The 18,227-nt window shown below is 56.8% G+C and carries 17 protein-coding genes and 1 tRNA gene; 4 read left to right on the forward strand and 14 right to left on the reverse strand.

Annotated features, from left to right (window positions below; translation table 11 throughout):
• The first annotated feature begins 149 nt into the window (after positions 1-149).
• Together AC3WK5_RS18175 and AC3WK5_RS18180 are read left to right on the forward strand one after the other, a co-directional pair.
• On the forward strand, positions 150-851 hold the full coding sequence (locus tag AC3WK5_RS18175) for an arylsulfatase (RefSeq protein ID WP_103319712.1): 702 nt from the start codon (positions 150-152) through the stop codon (positions 849-851).
• Complete coding sequence (locus AC3WK5_RS18180; protein WP_103319710.1) at positions 844-1,593, forward strand: hydroxypyruvate isomerase family protein; 750 nt, start codon at positions 844-846, stop codon at positions 1,591-1,593. Before AC3WK5_RS18175 ends, AC3WK5_RS18180 begins: the two co-directional genes overlap by 8 nt.
• 357 nt (positions 1,594-1,950) lie before the next feature.
• Here AC3WK5_RS18180 and AC3WK5_RS18185 read toward each other — a convergent pair.
• From AC3WK5_RS18185 to AC3WK5_RS18215, 7 genes are all read right to left on the reverse strand, one after another.
• Positions 1,951-2,026: transfer RNA gene (locus tag AC3WK5_RS18185), tRNA-Thr, on the reverse strand.
• Positions 2,027-2,163: 137 nt separating this feature from the next.
• Positions 2,164-2,691, reverse strand: a complete 528-nt coding sequence (locus AC3WK5_RS18190) for a serine acetyltransferase (RefSeq protein WP_103319708.1) — start codon at positions 2,689-2,691, stop codon at positions 2,164-2,166.
• Between the two features lie 563 nt (positions 2,692-3,254).
• Complete coding sequence (locus AC3WK5_RS18195; protein WP_103319706.1) at positions 3,255-4,484, reverse strand: methyltransferase; 1,230 nt, start codon at positions 4,482-4,484, stop codon at positions 3,255-3,257.
• The gene (locus AC3WK5_RS18200; RefSeq protein ID WP_054595141.1) at positions 4,465-5,154 is read right to left on the reverse strand and encodes an ABC transporter permease; all 690 of its coding nucleotides are present in this window, start codon (positions 5,152-5,154) and stop codon (positions 4,465-4,467) included. The genes AC3WK5_RS18195 and AC3WK5_RS18200 overlap by 20 nt, the downstream gene beginning before the upstream one ends.
• Entirely contained in the window at positions 5,151-5,846 is a 696-nt protein-coding gene (locus AC3WK5_RS18205) for an ABC transporter permease (RefSeq protein ID WP_103319704.1), read from the reverse strand. Before AC3WK5_RS18205 ends, AC3WK5_RS18200 begins: the two co-directional genes overlap by 4 nt.
• A gap of 78 nt (positions 5,847-5,924) precedes the next feature.
• Entirely contained in the window at positions 5,925-6,680 is a 756-nt protein-coding gene (locus AC3WK5_RS18210) for an ABC transporter substrate-binding protein (RefSeq protein WP_103319702.1), read from the reverse strand.
• 13 nt (positions 6,681-6,693) lie between these two features.
• Positions 6,694-7,467 carry an ABC transporter ATP-binding protein gene (locus AC3WK5_RS18215; RefSeq protein WP_103319701.1) on the reverse strand — a complete coding sequence of 258 codons (774 nt, stop codon included), beginning with the start codon at positions 7,465-7,467 and terminating at the stop codon, positions 6,694-6,696.
• Positions 7,468-8,021: 554 nt separating this feature from the next.
• Between AC3WK5_RS18215 and gabP the strand changes: the two genes are divergently transcribed.
• Positions 8,022-9,413, forward strand: a complete 1,392-nt coding sequence (gene gabP, locus AC3WK5_RS18220; RefSeq protein WP_103319699.1) for a GABA permease — start codon at positions 8,022-8,024, stop codon at positions 9,411-9,413.
• 69 nt (positions 9,414-9,482) lie between these two features.
• Here the strand turns inward: gabP and vapC are convergent, their stop codons facing one another.
• The 5 genes from vapC to AC3WK5_RS18245 form a co-directional block, all read right to left on the reverse strand.
• The gene (gene vapC, locus AC3WK5_RS18225; RefSeq protein ID WP_103319697.1) at positions 9,483-9,890 is read right to left on the reverse strand and encodes a type II toxin-antitoxin system tRNA(fMet)-specific endonuclease VapC; all 408 of its coding nucleotides are present in this window, start codon (positions 9,888-9,890) and stop codon (positions 9,483-9,485) included.
• Complete coding sequence (gene vapB / locus AC3WK5_RS18230; protein WP_054595147.1) at positions 9,890-10,120, reverse strand: type II toxin-antitoxin system VapB family antitoxin; 231 nt, start codon at positions 10,118-10,120, stop codon at positions 9,890-9,892. Before vapB ends, vapC begins: the two co-directional genes overlap by 1 nt.
• A 192-nt stretch (positions 10,121-10,312) precedes the next feature.
• Positions 10,313-10,765: a hypothetical protein gene (locus AC3WK5_RS18235; RefSeq protein ID WP_103319696.1), complete on the reverse strand. Its 453-nt coding sequence runs from the start codon at positions 10,763-10,765 to the stop codon at positions 10,313-10,315.
• A gap of 34 nt (positions 10,766-10,799) precedes the next feature.
• Positions 10,800-11,792 carry an alpha/beta hydrolase family protein gene (locus AC3WK5_RS18240; RefSeq protein ID WP_103319694.1) on the reverse strand — a complete coding sequence of 331 codons (993 nt, stop codon included), beginning with the start codon at positions 11,790-11,792 and terminating at the stop codon, positions 10,800-10,802.
• 149 nt (positions 11,793-11,941) lie between these two features.
• Positions 11,942-12,346, reverse strand: coding sequence for a hypothetical protein (locus AC3WK5_RS18245; protein ID WP_103319692.1), 405 nt, complete (start codon positions 12,344-12,346; stop codon positions 11,942-11,944).
• Positions 12,347-12,679: 333 nt separating this feature from the next.
• Between AC3WK5_RS18245 and AC3WK5_RS18250 the strand changes: the two genes are divergently transcribed.
• Positions 12,680-13,138: a hypothetical protein gene (locus tag AC3WK5_RS18250; protein ID WP_177474866.1), complete on the forward strand. Its 459-nt coding sequence runs from the start codon at positions 12,680-12,682 to the stop codon at positions 13,136-13,138.
• A gap of 139 nt (positions 13,139-13,277) precedes the next feature.
• Here AC3WK5_RS18250 and AC3WK5_RS18255 read toward each other — a convergent pair whose 3' ends face one another.
• Entirely contained in the window at positions 13,278-16,469 is a 3,192-nt protein-coding gene (locus tag AC3WK5_RS18255; RefSeq protein WP_103319689.1) for a type I restriction endonuclease subunit R, read from the reverse strand.
• A 73-nt stretch (positions 16,470-16,542) separates the two neighbouring features.
• Positions 16,543-18,225 carry a DUF8451 domain-containing protein gene (locus tag AC3WK5_RS18260; RefSeq protein ID WP_103319687.1) on the reverse strand — a complete coding sequence of 561 codons (1,683 nt, stop codon included), beginning with the start codon at positions 18,223-18,225 and terminating at the stop codon, positions 16,543-16,545.
• Positions 18,226-18,227: the final 2 nt, after the last annotated feature.

Consider the following 18,227-nt stretch of genomic DNA (forward strand, 5'->3'; position numbering starts at 1 on the left):
CTATCTCGAATGGTTAGCTTCAGTCCGTTCCCGTTGGGGTAGATACCCCCATCGGACTGGAGTTGGAAAATACCATACGAAGAGGATGTGGGTGTCTGTACAAAGAGCGTTGGTGGACTTGTCGAACAACCTTGTCGAGGCACATGAGCATGAAGGCTCCACGCATTTTTCTGATCCACGCGACCGCGTTGGCGATCGATCCCATCATGGCGGCCTTTGCCCGGCAATGGCCGGAGGCACAGATCATCAATCTGCTCGAAGACTCGTTGTCCCGAGACCGAGTGGAGGAGGGAGAATTAACCACGAGTATGAAGGCGCGTTTTCTGACACTTTCCCAGTACGCAGTACAATGCGCAGCGGACGCCATACTTTTTACCTGCTCGGCTTTTGGCGATGCCATCGACCTTTGCAAGCCTGACATTGCCATTCCAGTACTCAAGCCGAACGAAGCTATGATCAACCTGGCTCTAACGCAAGCATCGCGTGTTGCCGTGCTGGCGACGTTCGAGCCTACCATCACCTCGATAATCACCGAGTTCAAGCAAGTGGCTGAGCGTAGTGGTCGGGCGATGGAGGTGGTGCCCTATTTTGTCCCTGGTGCAATGCAGGCATTGAGTGAAGGGAACAAAGACGGTCACGATACCGCCATCGCGGAAATGGCTGCTCAGGTCGGAGCCTGCGATCTGATCTGTTTCGCACAGTTTTCGATGACGAGCGCCGCAGGGCAAGCACAGGCTCGATCGGGTCTACCTGTATTGACTACTCCCGATAGTGCAGTGCTGGAGCTGCGAAAGATGCTCCAGGCTGATGATTTTGTTTCTTTCCAGGATGGATGGTTACCCAATGCTTAAGTTCAATGCTCATCTCGGTTTTCAATTCAATGAGTTGCCTTTTCTGCAACGCATCGAAGCCGCTGCCACAGCTGGTTTTCGGGCGGTGGAGTTCCCGTCGCCCTATGAGTTCGACGCGAGTCTCCTGGCCGACAACCTGGCTCAATACGGTCTGCCGTTGATTCAGTTCGCCGCACCAGCTGGTGTTACCAAAGGCATCGCTGCCTTGCAGGGCAAGGAAGAAGAGTTTCGCAACGGGTTGCTCCAGGCCGCCAGCTATGCAAAGACGCTGGCGTGTTCGGATGTCCACATCATGTCCGGGGTTACGACGCAGGATGAGGCAGCGCTTATCTTCGGGGGCAACCTGGAGTATGCCGTCAAGTATTTCGAAGATCAGGGTTTGCGGCCGCTTATTGAAGTGATCAGTTCGCAGGCGATGCCGGGCTATTACATGTCTGACTTTAGCAAGGCGCAACAGGTGCTGGAGACCTTCCCGAGTGTTGGGCTGATTCTCGACCTTTACCATGCCCAGCTTCTGACCGCAGACGCAGCAGATGTTCTGGCCCGGTTTTATGACAGAACCGTCCATGTACAAATTGCCGACTGCCCGGGTCGTCACGAACCGGGAACGGGGAGCATCGACTTTGCTGGCTTATTCGCGGCGCTGGAGCAGCGTGGCTACACAGGATGGATCGGGTGTGAATACCGTCCTTCCGGTTCTACCGTTGCGAGCCTTGACTGGATTAAGCAACTAAGTGCGTAGTGTTTGCGACGCTCGAACGGGATTCGGAGTTCACGTATGAGCGTCCATGCGACCGACTTTTGAGCCCATTTTGGCAGGTGTCGAGCCATAGCGACTTTTTCAACAGAGTCTGTTGATTGCGGCAGGGGAAAAGGGCGCGCCCATTAGCCGGCCTCCCCACCTCCGTGAGGTGGGGAGGCCGGATAGATGATTCTGGGGGGGCGCAGCTTGCAATCTTTTCCAAGGGCAACCGGATCTGCGTTGAAGATCAAAAGATCGCAGCCTTCGGCGGCTCGTGCAGAGGGGTGTGTGGCAGTTGGATTTCTGGATGCCAGAAACAACAAAGCCCTCGTATTTCTACGAGGGCTTCGTTTTGTATGGTGCCGGCACCAGGAGTCGAACCCGGGACCTACTGATTACAAGTCAGTTGCTCTACCAACTGAGCTATACCGGCGTGTTGGGCGACGATTATAGCGATTGGCGTGGTTCTGTAAACCCCTGATTACTGACTATTTTTCAGCAGGACTCTGACAAGGTTCGCGCCCTTGTGTGTGCTTGAGCGCTCCGGGGCTGGTTTCGATCAGTCTGTGGTTATCGTGCATTGTAAAAAGTGCTGTCCGCCGGGATGCTTTTGTTGACGAATGACATGGCTCCGATCGTGACGTTGTCACCGATTGAGAGGCTGTCGGCGATGATGCAGCTGTTCGCCCCGACGCTGACGTTGTCGCCAATTACCAGGTTGTACTTGTCCAGGCCCATGGTTTTTATGCCAATCGTTGTGTTTTGGCGAATGAAGAAATTCCGCCCGATTTTGACGTAACCGGTGATGACGACGCCAGGCAGGTGGCCGATCCGAAAACCTTGCCCTATCTCGGCATCAATGCTGATGTCGACCCCGTACTTGAGGTTGATTTTCCTCTCCATGCGTTTGGCATAGAGCCGCGCGAACGCATTTCCGCTATTCAGATACTGGGCAAACCTGAACCAGAACAAATACCTGAGAGTGTTGTTCCTTCTGATTCTTCTGAGGATGTTGCTGATCAGCCCGATGCGGCTTCCGGGCTTTTTCTTGTTCGAGACTTCTGAGCGCCAGTGCAGGATCAAGGTGTCGAGAGTCATTGCGTTGTTTCCGCCCGATGTGAGGTCTGAAGCGTCAGGTGCGAACCAGCACATTTTTGAGTGTCTGAATTGCCCGCCACGAGCGGCTGTTGCGCAGAGCGTGCAGCTCGGCCTCGTTGCGTGGGTTGTTTGTCGCAGCGTGCAAGATGGCGGAGTGTAGCGATCTTCAATCAGAAAGTGTGCGGGCATGGCAGCCAAATACGGGAGGGAGTGGCAGGCCTGTCGAGGGGGCGACGGGTAGCTTTGCGGCACGGGGCCTTCCATGGTCGAGCCGTACGCGCCAGAGATTTCTGGCGCCTGGCAACGATAGTTCAGATAGTGGAGGTTGGTTATGACCTTTCGGATTAATGCTTATGCACAGCGGGAGGTGGTTTCGCTGCGTTTACGGCCTATTTTGTGGAGCAGTTCTCAACAAATCGCAACTGGCTGTTTTTTCGCCTGTTTTTTAATGTGAACAAAAAATGACCAAGCGCTTTTATGGCCTATAAGCCATGGATCCAAAGGCTTTTATCAAGTTTCATCAACAGACTTATCCACAGGCTGTTGATCGAAATTGAGGGGGGTTATCGACGCTCGGCGAGCAGCATCAGATTGCGCGGTGTCAGTGGGGTTTCGCAGAACAATCCCAGGCGCACCGAGTAACCCTGTTCTTCGAGAAACAGCGCTCGGTCGAGTACCAGCCACAGCTCCAGGGGGCGTCGGAACAGGCCGCGTAGCAGTTCAAGATTACGCACCTGGGCCAGGCGTTCCCAACCAGAGGCTTCCAGCGCCACCCAATCCTGCGCCGGGACTGTGGATAAGTCTTTCAGCGCCGCGAGGTCGCGGCAGTAATCGGCGAAGGGTTTATCCAGCCAGGCGCTGGGCAACGACGGTGTGGGCAGGTAGTTGTCACAACTGCGCAGTTGCCGTTGCAGCCGGTCGAATGCCAGTCGGCGGGCCATGGACGTGTCGCGTTGACGTCGGACGCGGGCACCGGCGGTGACGGTTTCACTCAGCGGCAGGGCCAGATCGTCGAGGGAAAGCTGTAGGTCGGAACCTTTAGCTGCGTCGGACAGCGGCTGGTACTGGCGAGCGCTGATGCGGTTATAACAGCACGGCGCAATGGCCAGTTGTTTACAGCCGGCCGCGCTGGCCAGTTGCATCAATCGTACATGCAGATCGCCGCAGGCGTGCAGGGCGACCGGTGTCTGATCGGTGCTCAGACGCGCCGCCGCATCGGCGGCCATCACGTCTTGTTGAAGATGATTGACTGCGAGGTGATGGTGTTGACTCAGCGCCTGACCGCTGGCGATCAGCGCCGGGTCATATTCCAGGCAGGTCAGTTGTTGGTCGGCTTGCAGCAGGCGTCGGCCCAAATGACCCTTGCCCGAGCACCAGTCCAGCCAGTGTCGGGTTTTTTCGGCAAATTGCAGGCAACCGGCGAAGGCTTCGATCTGCTGCCATTTACGCCCGGGCACGTCGACGTTCAGTCGTCGGGTCGCAGGTTCGGTCGAATGAACGGGAAGGTTGCCTACAGCGCTGAGGGCAATGGCCTGCATGGCCAGTCCTGGAAAAGGTGCGGGCGCCAGAAGGTGCTCAGGATGGTTATGGCTGTTTTCCGCGTCTTCCAGCGAACGCTGGCGTAGCCAATCTGCCAGTTCGGGATAGGCCGTTTCCCACGGCAGTTGCCGATGGGTAAACGGACGCGGTAGCCAGAGTGCCTGGTGTTCGCTCAGGAACTCGTCTAGCGCTTTGAAGCGGGCGAGCAACTGTTCGCCCGCAAGCACCGGCCGATCAGCGTCCCTGGCAGGCATCGACGCGCAACCAGCGCTCCAGCAGCTTGAAGCCACGCACCAGAATGTAGGCCATCAACAGGTAGAACATGCCGGCCGCGAAGAAGATCTCCACGGGCAGGTAGGTCCGGGCAATGATAGTGCGGGCCATGCCTGTCAGTTCCAGCAAGGTCACGGTGCTGGCCAGGGCGCTGGCCTTGAGCATCAGGATCACTTCGTTGCTGTAGGCCGGCAGGCCGATGCGCGCGGCACGTGGCAGGACGATGTAGAACAGCGCCGTGGGGCGCGACATGCCCAGTGCCCGTGCGGCTTCGATCTCGCCCTTCGGGATGGCCTGGATCGCCCCGCGCAGGATCTCGGCGATGTAGGCCGCAGTGTGCAGGGTCATGGTGGCGGTGGCACACCAGAACGGATCGCGCAGGTACGGCCACATCGCGCTCGCGCGGACCGCATCGAACTGCGCCAGGCCGTAATAGACCAGAAACAGCTGCACCAGCAACGGCGTGCCACGGAAGAAGAAAATGTACGCGTAAGGCAGTGCGCGCACGTACCACAGGCGCGACGAGCGGGCGATGCCCAGCGGAATCGCCAGCAGCAAACCGAGGACGACGGCGATGGCCACCAGTTCCAGGGTCAGGGTCGCGCCCTGCGCCAGTTTCGGCAGCCACTTGATGATGACTTCCCAGTTCATTGCGTGCTCCTCGCGAAGCCGCGAGCGGCGCGTTTTTCCAGCAGGTGCATGCCGGTCATGGCCAGAATCGTCAGGCCCAGGTACATGAAGGCTGCGACCATGTAGAAGGTGAACGGCTGCTTGGTCATGGTCACGCCGTTTTGCGCGTGACGCATGATTTCTTCCAGGCCGATCACCGACACCAGCGCGGTGTCCTTCATCAGGATCATGAACAGGTTGCCCAGGCCCGGCAGGGCGATGCGCCACATCTGCGGCATGATCAGCCTGGTAAAGATCCGGAACTTCGAAAGACCCAGCGCAACACCGGCTTCACGGTGACCCTTGGGGATCGCCAGAATCGCCCCGCGAAAGACTTCGGTGGCATAGGCGCCGAAGCACAGGCCGAGGGCAATCACGCCGGCGGCGAAGGCATTGAGCGCGAGATCGGAGTTGCCGAAAAACTCGCCCAGGGCACGCATCAGGTTGACCGTGCCAAAGTAGATCAACAGCACCCAGAGCAATTCCGGGATACCGCGAACCAGGGTCGAGTAGGTGCCGCCAAGCCATTGCAACGGCTTGTACGGGGAAGTCTTGGCCAAGGCGCCGAGCAGGCCGAGCACCAGTCCCAGGCATAACGCCGAGAGGGCCAGTTTGACGGTCATCAGCGCACCAGCGGCGAGCGCCGGGCCGAATCCGTAGAGGTCGATAGTCATGGATTTCTATTCAAGTTGCCGCAGGCATTGCCAAGGACCGGCACCGTCAGAAAGCGGCGCCGGTCAGGCCAGTCAGAATCAATAGATGCTGAACGGGAAGTACTTGTCGTTGATCTTTTTGTAGGTGCCGTCAGAGACGATTTCTTTCAATGCGGCATTCAGCTTGTTACGCAGTTCGTCCTGACCCTTGCGCACGGCAATCCCGATTTTGTCGCTGGCTACCACCGGTTCGCCTTTGAACTCGTAGTTTTTGCCAGCGTCGCTTTTCAGCCAGTCGTAGTTGGCGTATTTGTCGGCAAGGATCGCATCGACGCGACCGGAGGTCAGGTCCAGGTAGGCGTTTTCCTGAGTGTCATACAGCTTGATGGTGACGTCGTTGCCGTAATTGTCCTCAAGCCAGGTGCCGGCCAGGGTGGCGCGCTGGGTACCGATGATCTTGCCTTTGAGCGAGTCCTTGTCGGTTTTCAGGTCGACGTTCTTCGGTGCGATGAACTGCAGTTTGTTCGAGTAGTACGGGTCGGTGAAATCAACGGCCTGCTTGCGATCGTCTGTGATCGACAGCGAGGAAATCAGGAAATCGAATTTCTTGGCGTTCAGTGCCGGAATGATGCCGTCCCAGTCAGAGGTGACGACTTCGCATTCGACCCGCATCTTGGCGCACAGGGCGTCGCCGATGTCTTTGTCGAAGCCGACCACCTGGCCGCTGGCATCTTTATTGTTGAACGGTGGGTAAGCCGCTTCGATGCCCATCTTCAGTTTTTCGGCAGCCATTGCATTGGCCGAAAACACCAGTGTGGCGGCCGCGGCCAGGAGGAGTTTTTTGTAAGTCTGCATGTAGGTAGCTCCGTTAGCGGTTGCTGGACATGAATTGTTTGCAGCGCGCCGAAAGCGGGTTTTCGAACACCTGCTGGGGCGATCCTTGCTCTTCTATGAGCCCCTGGTGAAGGAACACCACTTCACTGGACACCTGACGGGCGAAGCCCATTTCGTGGGTGACCAACAGCATGGTGCGACCTTCTTCGGCCAGGGCGCGGATCACGTTTAGTACTTCCTGAACCATTTCCGGGTCAAGCGCGGAAGTCGGCTCGTCAAACAGAATGACTTTGGGTTGCATTGCCAAGGTGCGGGCGATGGCGGCGCGTTGCTGCTGGCCACCGGAAAGTTCTGCAGGGTAGGCGTGACGTTTGTCGGCGATGCCGACCTTGGCCAGCAAGGCTTCTGCCACTTCGATGGCTTCGGACTTGCTTTGCCCAAGGACGCGGCGCGGCGCTTCGATGATGTTGTCGAGCACGCTCATGTGCGGCCACAGGTTAAAGTTTTGAAATACAAAACCGATTTCGCTGCGCAGTCGATTGATCTGCTTGCCGTCGGCGGCGACCAGTTCGCCGTTTTTCGCAGGCTTGAGCTTGAGCTCTTCGCCGGCCACCAGAATCTGGCCCTGGTGCGGGTTTTCGAGCAGGTTGATGCAGCGCAGGAACGTGGACTTGCCGGAACCGGAGGAGCCCAGGATCGAGATCACATCGCCGTCGCGTGCGGTCAGCGAGACGCCCTTGAGCACCTCAAGCGTCCCGTAGCGTTTGTGCAAGTTGCGGATTTCAAGCGCGGGCGTGGCCTCAGCCATGTGCGGTCCTCATTGTGTCTGTTGTGCTCCTGCTGTTGGCCGGGCATTCCTGGCGAGGCGCCAAGCTAGCATGGCGGTCGAATGGCGGCCAACAGCCCCGCGGGGCGTAGACGGGCAGTGCGTGACCGGTTGTCGCCTCAGCGCAGAAGTCTGTCGCGCCATCAACAACCCATCCCCCGTTTGAAGCCATGTCTGCGCGGGTGTCGCGTAAAAAAAGGCGCGATGGTGCCAGCTTTGGCCGGGTGTTGGAAGCGCTAACCGGACAAACGTTCCCGATCTGCACTTTTATTGTGCGTGAGCCGTTTTTCTGGTGTGTTTCTGGTGCGTGAATTCGTTTGTGAAGTGGGTGGCAGGGTAACGTTCTGGCGAAGTGCCATTAATTTCAATGGCTTGCGATGGCTGCTCAGTCGCCATACAGCCCGCGGAAACTGGCGGCGTGAAACATTTTGGCGCAATTATTGCGTGCAGAATAAGGAACGGCCCGTTGGATTCTTTTTACGAGAAGGAACATCAGGCGGACGTGCACGCACGCAATCCTCACAAAGGTAGTTTCAATGAGTAGTACGCAATCCTCCAATGACCTCGAACAGGGGCTCAAACCGCGGCATGTGACTATGTTGTCGATTGCCGGTGTTATCGGCGCCGGCCTGTTCGTTGGCTCGGGTCACGCCATCGCTGCCGCCGGCCCTGCCGTGCTGCTGGCCTACGCTGCCGCCGGTATGCTGGTGGTGCTGGTCATGCGCATGCTTGGCGAAATGGCCGTTGCTTCTCCAGACACGGGCTCTTTCTCGACCTACGCCGATCGCGCTATCGGTCACTGGGCCGGTTTTACCATTGGCTGGCTCTACTGGTGGTTCTGGGTTCTGGTAATCCCGCTGGAGGCCAACGCTGCCGCAACTATCCTGCATGCCTGGTTCCCTAATGTGGCCATCTGGGCATTTACCCTGATCATCACGTTGCTGCTGACAGTGACCAACCTGTTCAGCGTGAAGAACTACGGTGAGTTCGAATTCTGGTTCGCTCTGATCAAAGTCCTGGCGATCATCGGTTTCATTGTCCTCGGTGTCATGGCGATCTTCGGCTTCCTGCCAGGCAGCCAGGTCAGCGGCGTTTCGCACCTGTTCGACACCCAGGGCTTCTTGCCAAACGGCATGGGTGCTGTACTGGGCGCCATCCTGACCACCATGTTTTCCTTCATGGGCACCGAGATCGTGACCATCGCGGCCGCGGAGTCGAAGAACCCTGGCCAGCAAATCTCAAAGGCTACCAATTCGGTGATCTGGCGGATTGGCTTGTTCTACCTCGTATCGATCTTCATCGTTGTGGCTCTGGTGCCATGGAACGACCCGGTTCTGGCCAGCGTCGGTTCCTATCAGACCGTGCTTGAGCGCATGGGCATCCCGAATGCCAAGCTGATCGTCGACCTCGTGGTGCTGGTTGCTGTGACCAGTTGCCTGAACTCGGCGCTGTACACCGCATCCCGCATGATGTTCTCCCTGGGCAAGCGTGGTGATGCACCGGCCGTTTCCCAGCGCACCAACAAGAGCGGCACGCCGTACTGGGCCGTCATGTTGTCTACCTGCGCGGCGTTCCTCGCGGTATTCGCCAACTACGTGGCCCCGGCTGCAGTGTTCGAATTCCTGCTGGCCAGCTCCGGCGCTATTGCGCTGTTGGTGTACCTGGTGATCGCGATTTCGCAACTGCGCATGCGCAAACAGCGCATGGCCCGCGGTGAAAAAATCGCCTTCAGCATGTGGCTGTTCCCGGGCCTGACCTACGCGGTGATCGTATTCATCGTAGCGGCCCTGACCATCATGCTGTTTCAGGATGCCCATCGCGTGGAAATCCTTGCCACGGGGCTGTTGAGCCTGTTGGTGGTGGCTGCCGGTTTGTTTGTGGCTCGCCGTCGCAAACTGGAACAGCGTGGTGCGGTCGTGTTGAGCTGATTCACCCTTCGTAATGAAAACGGCCGCTGTCAGGAATGACAGCGGCCGTTTTTGTTTCTGATGCCGAGTTCAATCGAGGTGTACCCAATCCTCTACGCGCAATCCGGGAACACGCTCAAATTCCCGAAGATTATTCGTCACCACAATGAACCCTTGTGAGCGCGCGTGTCCGGCGATCATGTGGTCGTAAGGGCCTATCGGTGTGCCCGCCTTTGCTAGTTCCGAGCGAATCATTCCGGTGTGGGCAGCGGCTTCGTAGTCGAAGGGCAGGACTTCAAGACGAGCTGCAAAACCTTCGATGACGGCCAGGTTCTTTTCCGGCGCCGCCGATTTTTCAGCGCCGTAAATCAATTCCATCAACGTGACTGCGCTTATACACAGCTGGCCTTGATGGCGATTGAACGCTTCGCGTACGACCTGTGGTTTGTTCTTGATGGTAAAAATGCAGATGTTGGTATCGAGCATGTATTTGATCATCAGAACGACTCGCGCTCCTGATCGGCCGGTTGCTCGCGGTCGGCCATAAAATCGGCAGTGACGTTATCGCCATCGAACCAGCTATCCCAGGCTTCATCGGCCGGCGTGATGATGCGAGCGCGGCCAATGGCTACAACGTTGACGCGCTTGACGTCTTCAGGCATTGCCACGGCTTTGGGCAAGCGGACGGCCTGGCTTCGATTGCTCATGAAAAGGGTGGTCTGTTCCATTGGGGTGTCCTCCGCTTTTGGTGCGCTTAGAGCTCAAAGAATAGGTCGCGACAGGGATATGTCAATGGGATATACACTGAGACTGATGAAGGGTAGTGCCAGCTCTTGGACAGGCTGATGATCTTTAAAAAAAACGGCCGCTGTCAGGAATGACAAGCGGCCGTTTTTGTTTTCGCAAGCTTCAGGGGCGGGTTATTCGGCTTTTGCCTCTGGCTCTTCCAGCGACTCGCGGTAGCTGTCCAGCGCATTGCCGAAGTCGGTGATGAACTGCGGGTCTGTCAGCCAGGCCTGGGCGGCTTCACGGTCCATGCCATCGGTCCACATGCGGTAGTCGATCAGCATGTCGGCGGCCAGGTGAGTGGCGGCCATGGCTTCGTTCTCGGCGTTTTCCATGTCCAGCAGCTCTGGATGGTCGTTGATGATCTCGCTGAGGTTCGACAGCAGGGTCAGCAGCATGTCGTTGCGGCTGATGGTCTCGGCCTCACGCATTTTGCTGAACATCGCCAGGGTGTGCTCAGGCATCTGCTCGGCTGGCGCGTTCGGGTCGTCATGCATGGCGATGGGTTTTCTGCCGCTGATACGAATCTGCTTGGCTTTGATCTTGGCGCGTTTGGCGCGTTTCTGTTGCTTGTTCGTGGCGGCCATCTACTTCGTTCCGTATTCGTGTGGGAGGGCGCAGTCAGGTGGGTACGCTGCGCGGTACCAACCGTCCTGGCGTGTCGGGATGCAATTCGCCGTTCTGTAGCCAGGACAACGCAATGGGCCATAGTGTGGCTTGGTACGGGCTGCGAAAAAAGGCGAAATGTCCGACCTCCACTTCGCCGATGTCTTCTGGTGCGATTCGCAGGTGCGTGTTGGAACTGGCCTTGAAGTAGCCGAGCAAGCGCTCGATGGCAGAAATCGTCCCGTACGGATCGTCGCTAAGGCTGATAGCCAGGGTTTGTGCGGTGACGGCGGCGAAGGGCAGGCCTTGGGCTTTTGCGGCGATTACACGGCCACTGGGCCGCTCTTCGTAACGGGCGGTCGGCGTGCTCCAGTCGTGGACGACGCCGGCTGGCGTATCTTCGAGCCAGCCGAGACGTTTGCCGGGAAAGTAACCGTAGAGCTTCGTCATCAGCGGCATGAACAGATGCCACTTGATGAACATCCGCCAGCGGGCGGCTGACGCGTAGTCTCGCCAATAAGCGAACTGTGCGCCCACGGTGACCAGGCGCCGGATCACTTCTGCGGAAGCGGCCAACCCTGCCGCGCAGCCACCGAAGCTATGAGCGACTACATCGATCGGTTGACCTGGAAATTCCCGCGTCGCCCGTTGCAGCATGGCTTCGAAATCCAGCGCGCCCCAGTCCGACCAGGATGCCTTGAATCCGCGCAGCGAGTCAGGCCGGGATTCACCGATGCCGCGGTAATCGTAAACCATGACATCGAAACCGTTGGCAAACAGGTAATCGGCGAATCGAAAGTAATGCCGGCAGCGCACCGAAGTTGCCGCGTTGATGATCACCACCGGGCGATTGGTATTTTGAAGGGAATGGCGCCAGGCAAAACCGCCAAGGACAAAACCATCGGCGGCTGGCTCTTTGAATGATTCACTGGGGCCGGTGGTTGGCAGCGGCAATTCAATCCGGGCTGGTGACGACGGTGCCAGTGAGGGCGTGTTCGACAGAGTCATTGGATGAAGACCTGGGCGCGGTTTGCTGCCAACGATAGACGTCATATTGCGGGGGAACAATCTGTTGGTATTTTTCGGTGATGGGGCGCCATAACAAAAAAACGGCCGCTGTCATCGCCGATAGCAGCCGTTCTTCCGGTTCGCAGAAATTACCGTGGCGACTTCACCAGCGCCTCGGAGGCGGCCACGTAGTCCGCCTGGAACTGCGGGCTTTCGATCCAGGCCAGGGCTTGGGCTTCGTCCGCTTCAGTCGACCACTGGCGATACTCGATCAGTGCCGCGAGGATGAAGTCGGTGGCGCCTTCTTCGCCTTCCTGTTCAAACACGATTTCGAGCAGCGGGTCTTCCAGGAAAGCCGTGCACAGCGCTTGTTGGCTGGTCTTTTCGGCATCGCGCATTTTTATGAACAGCTCGGTCAGGTCCACCGACTCAAAGTCGATACGCTCATCGTTCGGGTCCAGTTCGACCGGAGCACTCGCGCGCTGCACGCGATTTTGTTTGGCCTTGGCTTTCGCGCGTTGGGTTCTTTTGTGCTGCTTGTTCGCCGATGCCATGGGCTTCGATCCTTAGTTCAGGCGCAAGGGGAGGGTGCTATTGAAGCGCAGGTCGGCGAATTTCCCAAGGAGCGATTGCTCGGTAGTCCGCGATAGCGGCTTGGCGGGCGAACTGGCTGACAACCGGGAGTCGTATCGGCGGCGGCTTTCACAACCAATTGATCTAAACGATGGGTCTGGGTGGGAAGTCATAAAAGTGTAAGCAGTGCTCTAACCGGTTTTCGGTTTGGGCAGTGATGTTGGGGATAGCACTGGGTGTCACCGTTTTATGGCATCGGCTTCATGGGTGGCATCGCATTCGTTGGACCCGTAACGGGTCCGGGAGTCGTCATCATGAGATCCTTGCGTTTACTCACGCTATCCGGCGTTGCTCTGCTCGGGCTCGCTGGCTTGCCTATTTCCAGTGTTCAGGCGGAGGTCTGTCGTGACCCGATTGACCCGCAGGGCGTACAGCTGGAGCAGCAACAACAGAACGGCGTTGACTTCATGTTCGGTGGTATCGGTCAGGATGAATCGTGCGCCATTCAACGGATGGGAGGCTATAACCTGCACATGACTTTTTCCACCGGACCTGCCAATGAGTACGTGCCTGACGTCAAGGTAGCCATTCAGGGGCCGAAAGGTCATGAAGTGCTGTCGCTGGACCAGGCGGGCCCGATTGTTTTGACTCGGTTGCCCGCAGGTAAGTACGTCGTCGTGACGGAGCGTAATGGCCGCGAATTACGTCACACGATTGACCTCAGCGGTGGTGGAGTTCGTACGCTGAACATCCATTGGGCTGATGCAAGCTGACCTCCAGGGATTGCAGGTCAATCAAAAAACGCAGACAACAAAAAACCCGCACGAGGCGGGTTTTTTGTTGGGCTTTCACGTGATGTTGACACCACATGAAAGCTGTTCGGCCCACGCATCAGGGCACAAGGTTGAACTGTTATCCCTGACGGGATTGCTCAATCAAGTCTGCCCCAGCGTCTTTTCTCAGCAGCTCATAAAGCACGGTTATGAACACATCTCGAGTGGCTTCATCGCTCAGCAGTTGTGTGGCCATGCTGGTATGGCTACTCATGGCACCAGCAATGGCCTGGATGGCCTTTCTCGGCAGATCGGCCTTCATGGCCTGTTCGCGAGTGTTGTTTTGTACCTGGTCCATGACCACGCTGTCGGCTCGCAGCTTCTCCGATACGTGGACAGCGAAGGCAACTTTGTCGGTGTCGGTAATGTTTTTGCCAAATGCTTCGTTGAGTTTCTCAATCAACTCCGACAGGTATTTCTTCTCCCGATCGCGAGCGTCTCGAAGTCCATTGTCAGTCACGCTGTAAAGACCCGGCGTCTCCCCCGTAGGGAGGACACCGCCAAGGGTCGTACCCTGATTGATCTTGTAATGACTGAGCGTCAGATCGGCTAGGTCGACTTGATCAGAGCCAATACCTTTAAGCCGCTTGCGCAGTAAGCGAGCAAAACTGGCGAAGGCTTCCAGTGACGGGTCGGCAAACTCTACCAGTTGAGCCACATACTCGTAGGTACGGACAAACTTGGTCAGGCTTTCGCTGAAAATCATCAGTTCGTCACGTTCTTTGGCAAATTCAGCGCGCTGTACGTCAGCGTTCTGCATGTCCTGTTCGTCACCCTGTTCATTGGCGATTTCCCAGGCTTTTTCCCATTGATCGATGCTGTCATTGAGGAGCTTGAGTTTACCGTTAAAGCGGTCGGTTGCTGGTTGGGTGAGAGCGTAAAGCCTTTGATGCGTGACCTTTCGATCAACAATGGCGCTGCCAAACGCTATCACTTCGGAGCTGTCATAGAGAAACATCTCATCCAGACGCTGCTTGATGTCATAGACGATATTCGGGTCTTGAATATCCGCCACTTGTGCATCGCGGTAAAACGTCTTGAAAGCGCTGAGGATTTCCTCGGGCTCATTGGCGAAGTCAATGACAAAGGTCTTGTCTTTGCCAGGATAAGTACGATTCAGGCGGGACAGTGTCTGCACGGCCTCAACACCAGAGATCTTTTTATCAAGGTACATGGCGACCAGTTTTGGCTGGTCGAAACCGGTCTGGAACTTGTTGGCGACGATCATCACTCGGTAATCCGGTGTGTCGAAGGCCTTGCGCATGTCGCGGCCGTTGAGTCCCGGGTTAAGGTTGGTTTCGCTAAAGGCGTGATCCTCTTTGAAACCAGCGGCTTTGACTTCCTGGTTAGGCACATCGCCAGAGAACGCCACCATCGACTTGATGCTGGTGTATCCGTTGCGCTCGCAGTAATCCTGCAATGCCAGTTGATACTTGACTGCCGAAGCGCGAGAAGGCGTCACGATCATCGCCTTGGCTTGGCCATTCAGTAGGTGGCTGACGTTCTTCTTGAAGTGTTCAACGATCAGTTCGACCTTCTGCCCGACGTTGACCGGGTTCAGTGACAACCACTTGGCTAATGCTCGATTGGCGCTTTTTTCGTCAACCCGCTCATCCTGGCTATCCATGAACGCCGCCCCGATTTTGAAAGCGACTTTGTAGCTGCTGTAATTCTTCAGGACATCGAGAATGAAACCCTCTTCAATCGCCTGCTGCATGGTGTACAGGTGGAAGGGGACTGGTGGGTTCTCGGTGCTGACAGGCTGCTCTGGATAACGCGTGCGCCCAAAAAGACTCAGCGTCGAGTGTTTGGGGGTAGCGGTAAATGCAAAATAACTGGCATTGCCCGGCCTCTGGCGCGAGGACTGCCAAACCGACAAGCGTTGTTCCTTGGAGAGTTGTTCCCATTCTTCTTCGCTTTGCCCGGTCAGCACATAACGCAGATCGTCTGCAGTGGTGCCGCCCGTGGAGCTGTGGGCTTCGTCGATGATGATTGCGAAGCGTCGGTCACGTAGCGATTGTTCGCCGAGAATGGCTGTCTGCGCATGGGGGAATGTCTGCAGCGTACAGATGATGATCGGTGCTCCTTCGAGCATGGCGTTTGCCAGTTGCTTGCTCTTGGGTAGATTCGACGTCTCACGGTCAATGGCCCGCACCAGCCCGGTCTGATGATCGATTTGCTGGATGGCATCTTGCAGCTGTTTGTCCAGGACCTGACGGTCAGTGATCACCAGGACGCTGTGAAAGTAAGGTTCACCATCCGGACGACGGATTCGGATCAGCGAGTGAGCGGTCCAGGCGATGGTGTTGGTTTTGCCGGAACCGGCGCTGTGCTGGATCAGATACGGTTGGCCTACACCTTCGTGTTCTACTTTCCTGAGCATCTCAGTCACGCTTTCCCATTGATGAAAGCGTGGAAAGATCAGTGTTTCCTTGAAGGATGCGATGCCCCTGGCGTCTTGCACTTCCTTGCGCTCAAGCAGCACAAAACGGTGGAAAATCCGCAGCCAGTTGTCTTTTTGCAGGACCTGTTGCCACAGGTAACTCACCGGATAACTGCCATCTTGGTTGGCCGGGTTGCCCGCAGCACCGTCATTGCCGCGGTTGAACGGCAGAAAGAACGTCGAGTCACCGGCCAGTCGTGTGGTCATGCGGATATCACTGTCACTCATCGCGAAATGCACCACCGCGCCCCGACGGAATGTCAGTAGCGGTTCGGCCCGACCGGTTTTCACGCTCTTGGGCGGGCGGTCCTGGCAGTACTGCTGCATGGCCGCTTCCACTGACTGAGTGAAATCGGTTTTGAGCTCGACCGTCGCCACTGGCAAACCGTTGATAAAAAACACCAGGTCAATTTCGTCAGTCTTGTCCTGGGAGTAACGCAGTTGTGGAACCACTCGCAGGCGATTGGCTGCGTAGTGCGCAATCACGGTGTCGTTACGGGCGTCTTCAGGCAGTGCCTGACTCATGGCGAGAATGGCGGCTCCGGGAACAGGGAAACCATGGCGCAACACGTTGATGGTGCCGCCGAGGTTCTTCTGAAGTTGTTCCTCCAATCGGTCAAGCAGAACGGTGCGGGTGCTTTCACCGTGCATCTGGCGCAGCTTTGCCAGTTGCTGTGGGTGGGTGTCATTCAGCCAATCAAACACATCTTCCGGATACAACGCCCGCGCGGCGTCATAGCCACTGGATTTCCCGACCAGCCAGCCGCTCTTGGCCAGTTGCTCGATGATATGGCGTTCCAGTTCACATTCGTGGTGGATGTGGGACATGTGCGATCCTTCACAACTAAATTGAGCCCGGTTTGAGCGGGGGGAGTTTGTCTAGAGTTTGACTAAAGTTTGTCTAGATAAAGGCGTTTCGCGAGGGTTTCAAAATCCATCGGCCTTTGTGCAAACTGCCTGATTTTTCAATGGTTTTATCGCGTGTCGACATAGCATTCAGCAGGTTACGGAATTTGTTCTGCTTCTGCTTTTCGTCTAAAGCGTCTGAAAGTTTGTCTAGAATCAGCGTGACCAGTTCGTCTCGGGAGGCTGAGCCGTAGTGGCTCAGGTAGTCGAGGATCAGGCGTTTGTAATAGGCATCGTCGAAAGCCCGATTGCGAATGTAATCGCTCTTGTTGCCGGTGCTTTGCGCCACCTGTGCGGTGGTGTAGTAATTCGGCTTTCGGCCTTCGATGAGGCCTTGCTTGCGAAGCATTGTGGCAGCGGCGTCGGTGATGGGTTGTTTCTTCTGAACCCGGTCCAGCAGCATCACTGTGTTAAGCGGCAGATCCTCGCGTTCAAGCAGCAGACGCGTGTAATTTTCGTCAATCACATGTCCGTAGATCTCCAGCACCACTTTGTTCGGTTCGGATTTACTGTAGTCCGGTAGCGGAAAATAGCGGCTGCGCTGCGACAGGGTCATGGTGCGGATACCGAAACCCATAGTATCGATCATGTTCAGGCTGACCATGGCCTGGGTCAGCCACGGGTTGCGGTAGCGACTTGGAGTCTGCTCGCCGCTGAAATAGTCCTCAGGCTGGCCCTCGAAGAAACCTCCGGCGTTTTCGAACACCAACCGGTCGACGCGTTCAGTGACAATAATCCGTGAGCGCAGTTGATAGTCTTGGTGAGCGATGCAGTTATGCAGGGCTTCAAGGATGACGCGGGGGTCGTATTTACTGACTTCCGTGGCCAGCAGCTGGTTTTGCGGGAACAGCTTGTAGCTGATGTTGCGGATGCGGTGCAAAACCTGGGTGGTAGTCAGCAGAAACGGCGGTGCGAAATGTTCGTAAGCCTGCTCCTCGCCGGTCAGCTTCCAGGTGATTTGTGCCAATGTTGGCAGAAAATGGCTGGATTGCGGTTTACCGAGCAATAACAACGCAGTGTGGGTTATCTGGCCCTGGATGGTGATTTTCGCTTTATCCAGAAACGTCGCGGTATCCCATGTGGGGATGTCCGGCGCGAACGAGGCATTGCGATATTTCTCGGCGAATTTCTCCCGCGCTACGATCAGTGCCTGCTCATCCAGATCGGCGAGTGTGGCGCCTGCCACCGTTTCAGCCGACCAGTCACGGTTATCGACCGGCTCACTCAGAATGGCTTCCAGCCGCTCCTGACGCATTTCAATCAGCGCGTCGTCCAGGCGCTGCCAGGCTTTGTCATGGGCATACACCGGTAGTCGAGGTCGATGTTGGGGGATGTGGAACACCCAGACGGTTTTAGCGGTATCACTGGTGGTGAAGCTTTCGATACGAAAACCTTCAGAGTCCAGATTGCTGCACCGCCCAAGCAAGCGCTGGCGGATGTTTTCCGGCGTGTAATCGTGAAATTTCTCGATGCCGACAATCCGTAACGAAGCGTCCTCTACCCCAATCACCAAATGTCCGCCCGCCATGTTGGAAATGGCTGACAGGTAGCTGGCAATGTCCTCGCCTTTGCGTCCGGACACGGCGTGGGTGAGGTTCTTGAACTCCTTCCACTCGCAGGCAGCATTTTCCTTGGGGAAATGCTCGCGCAGATAGTGCTGAAGGGCGGCTTCGTTCATTG

It is taken from the genome of Pseudomonas sp. FW306-02-D09B, from assembly GCF_058782685.1.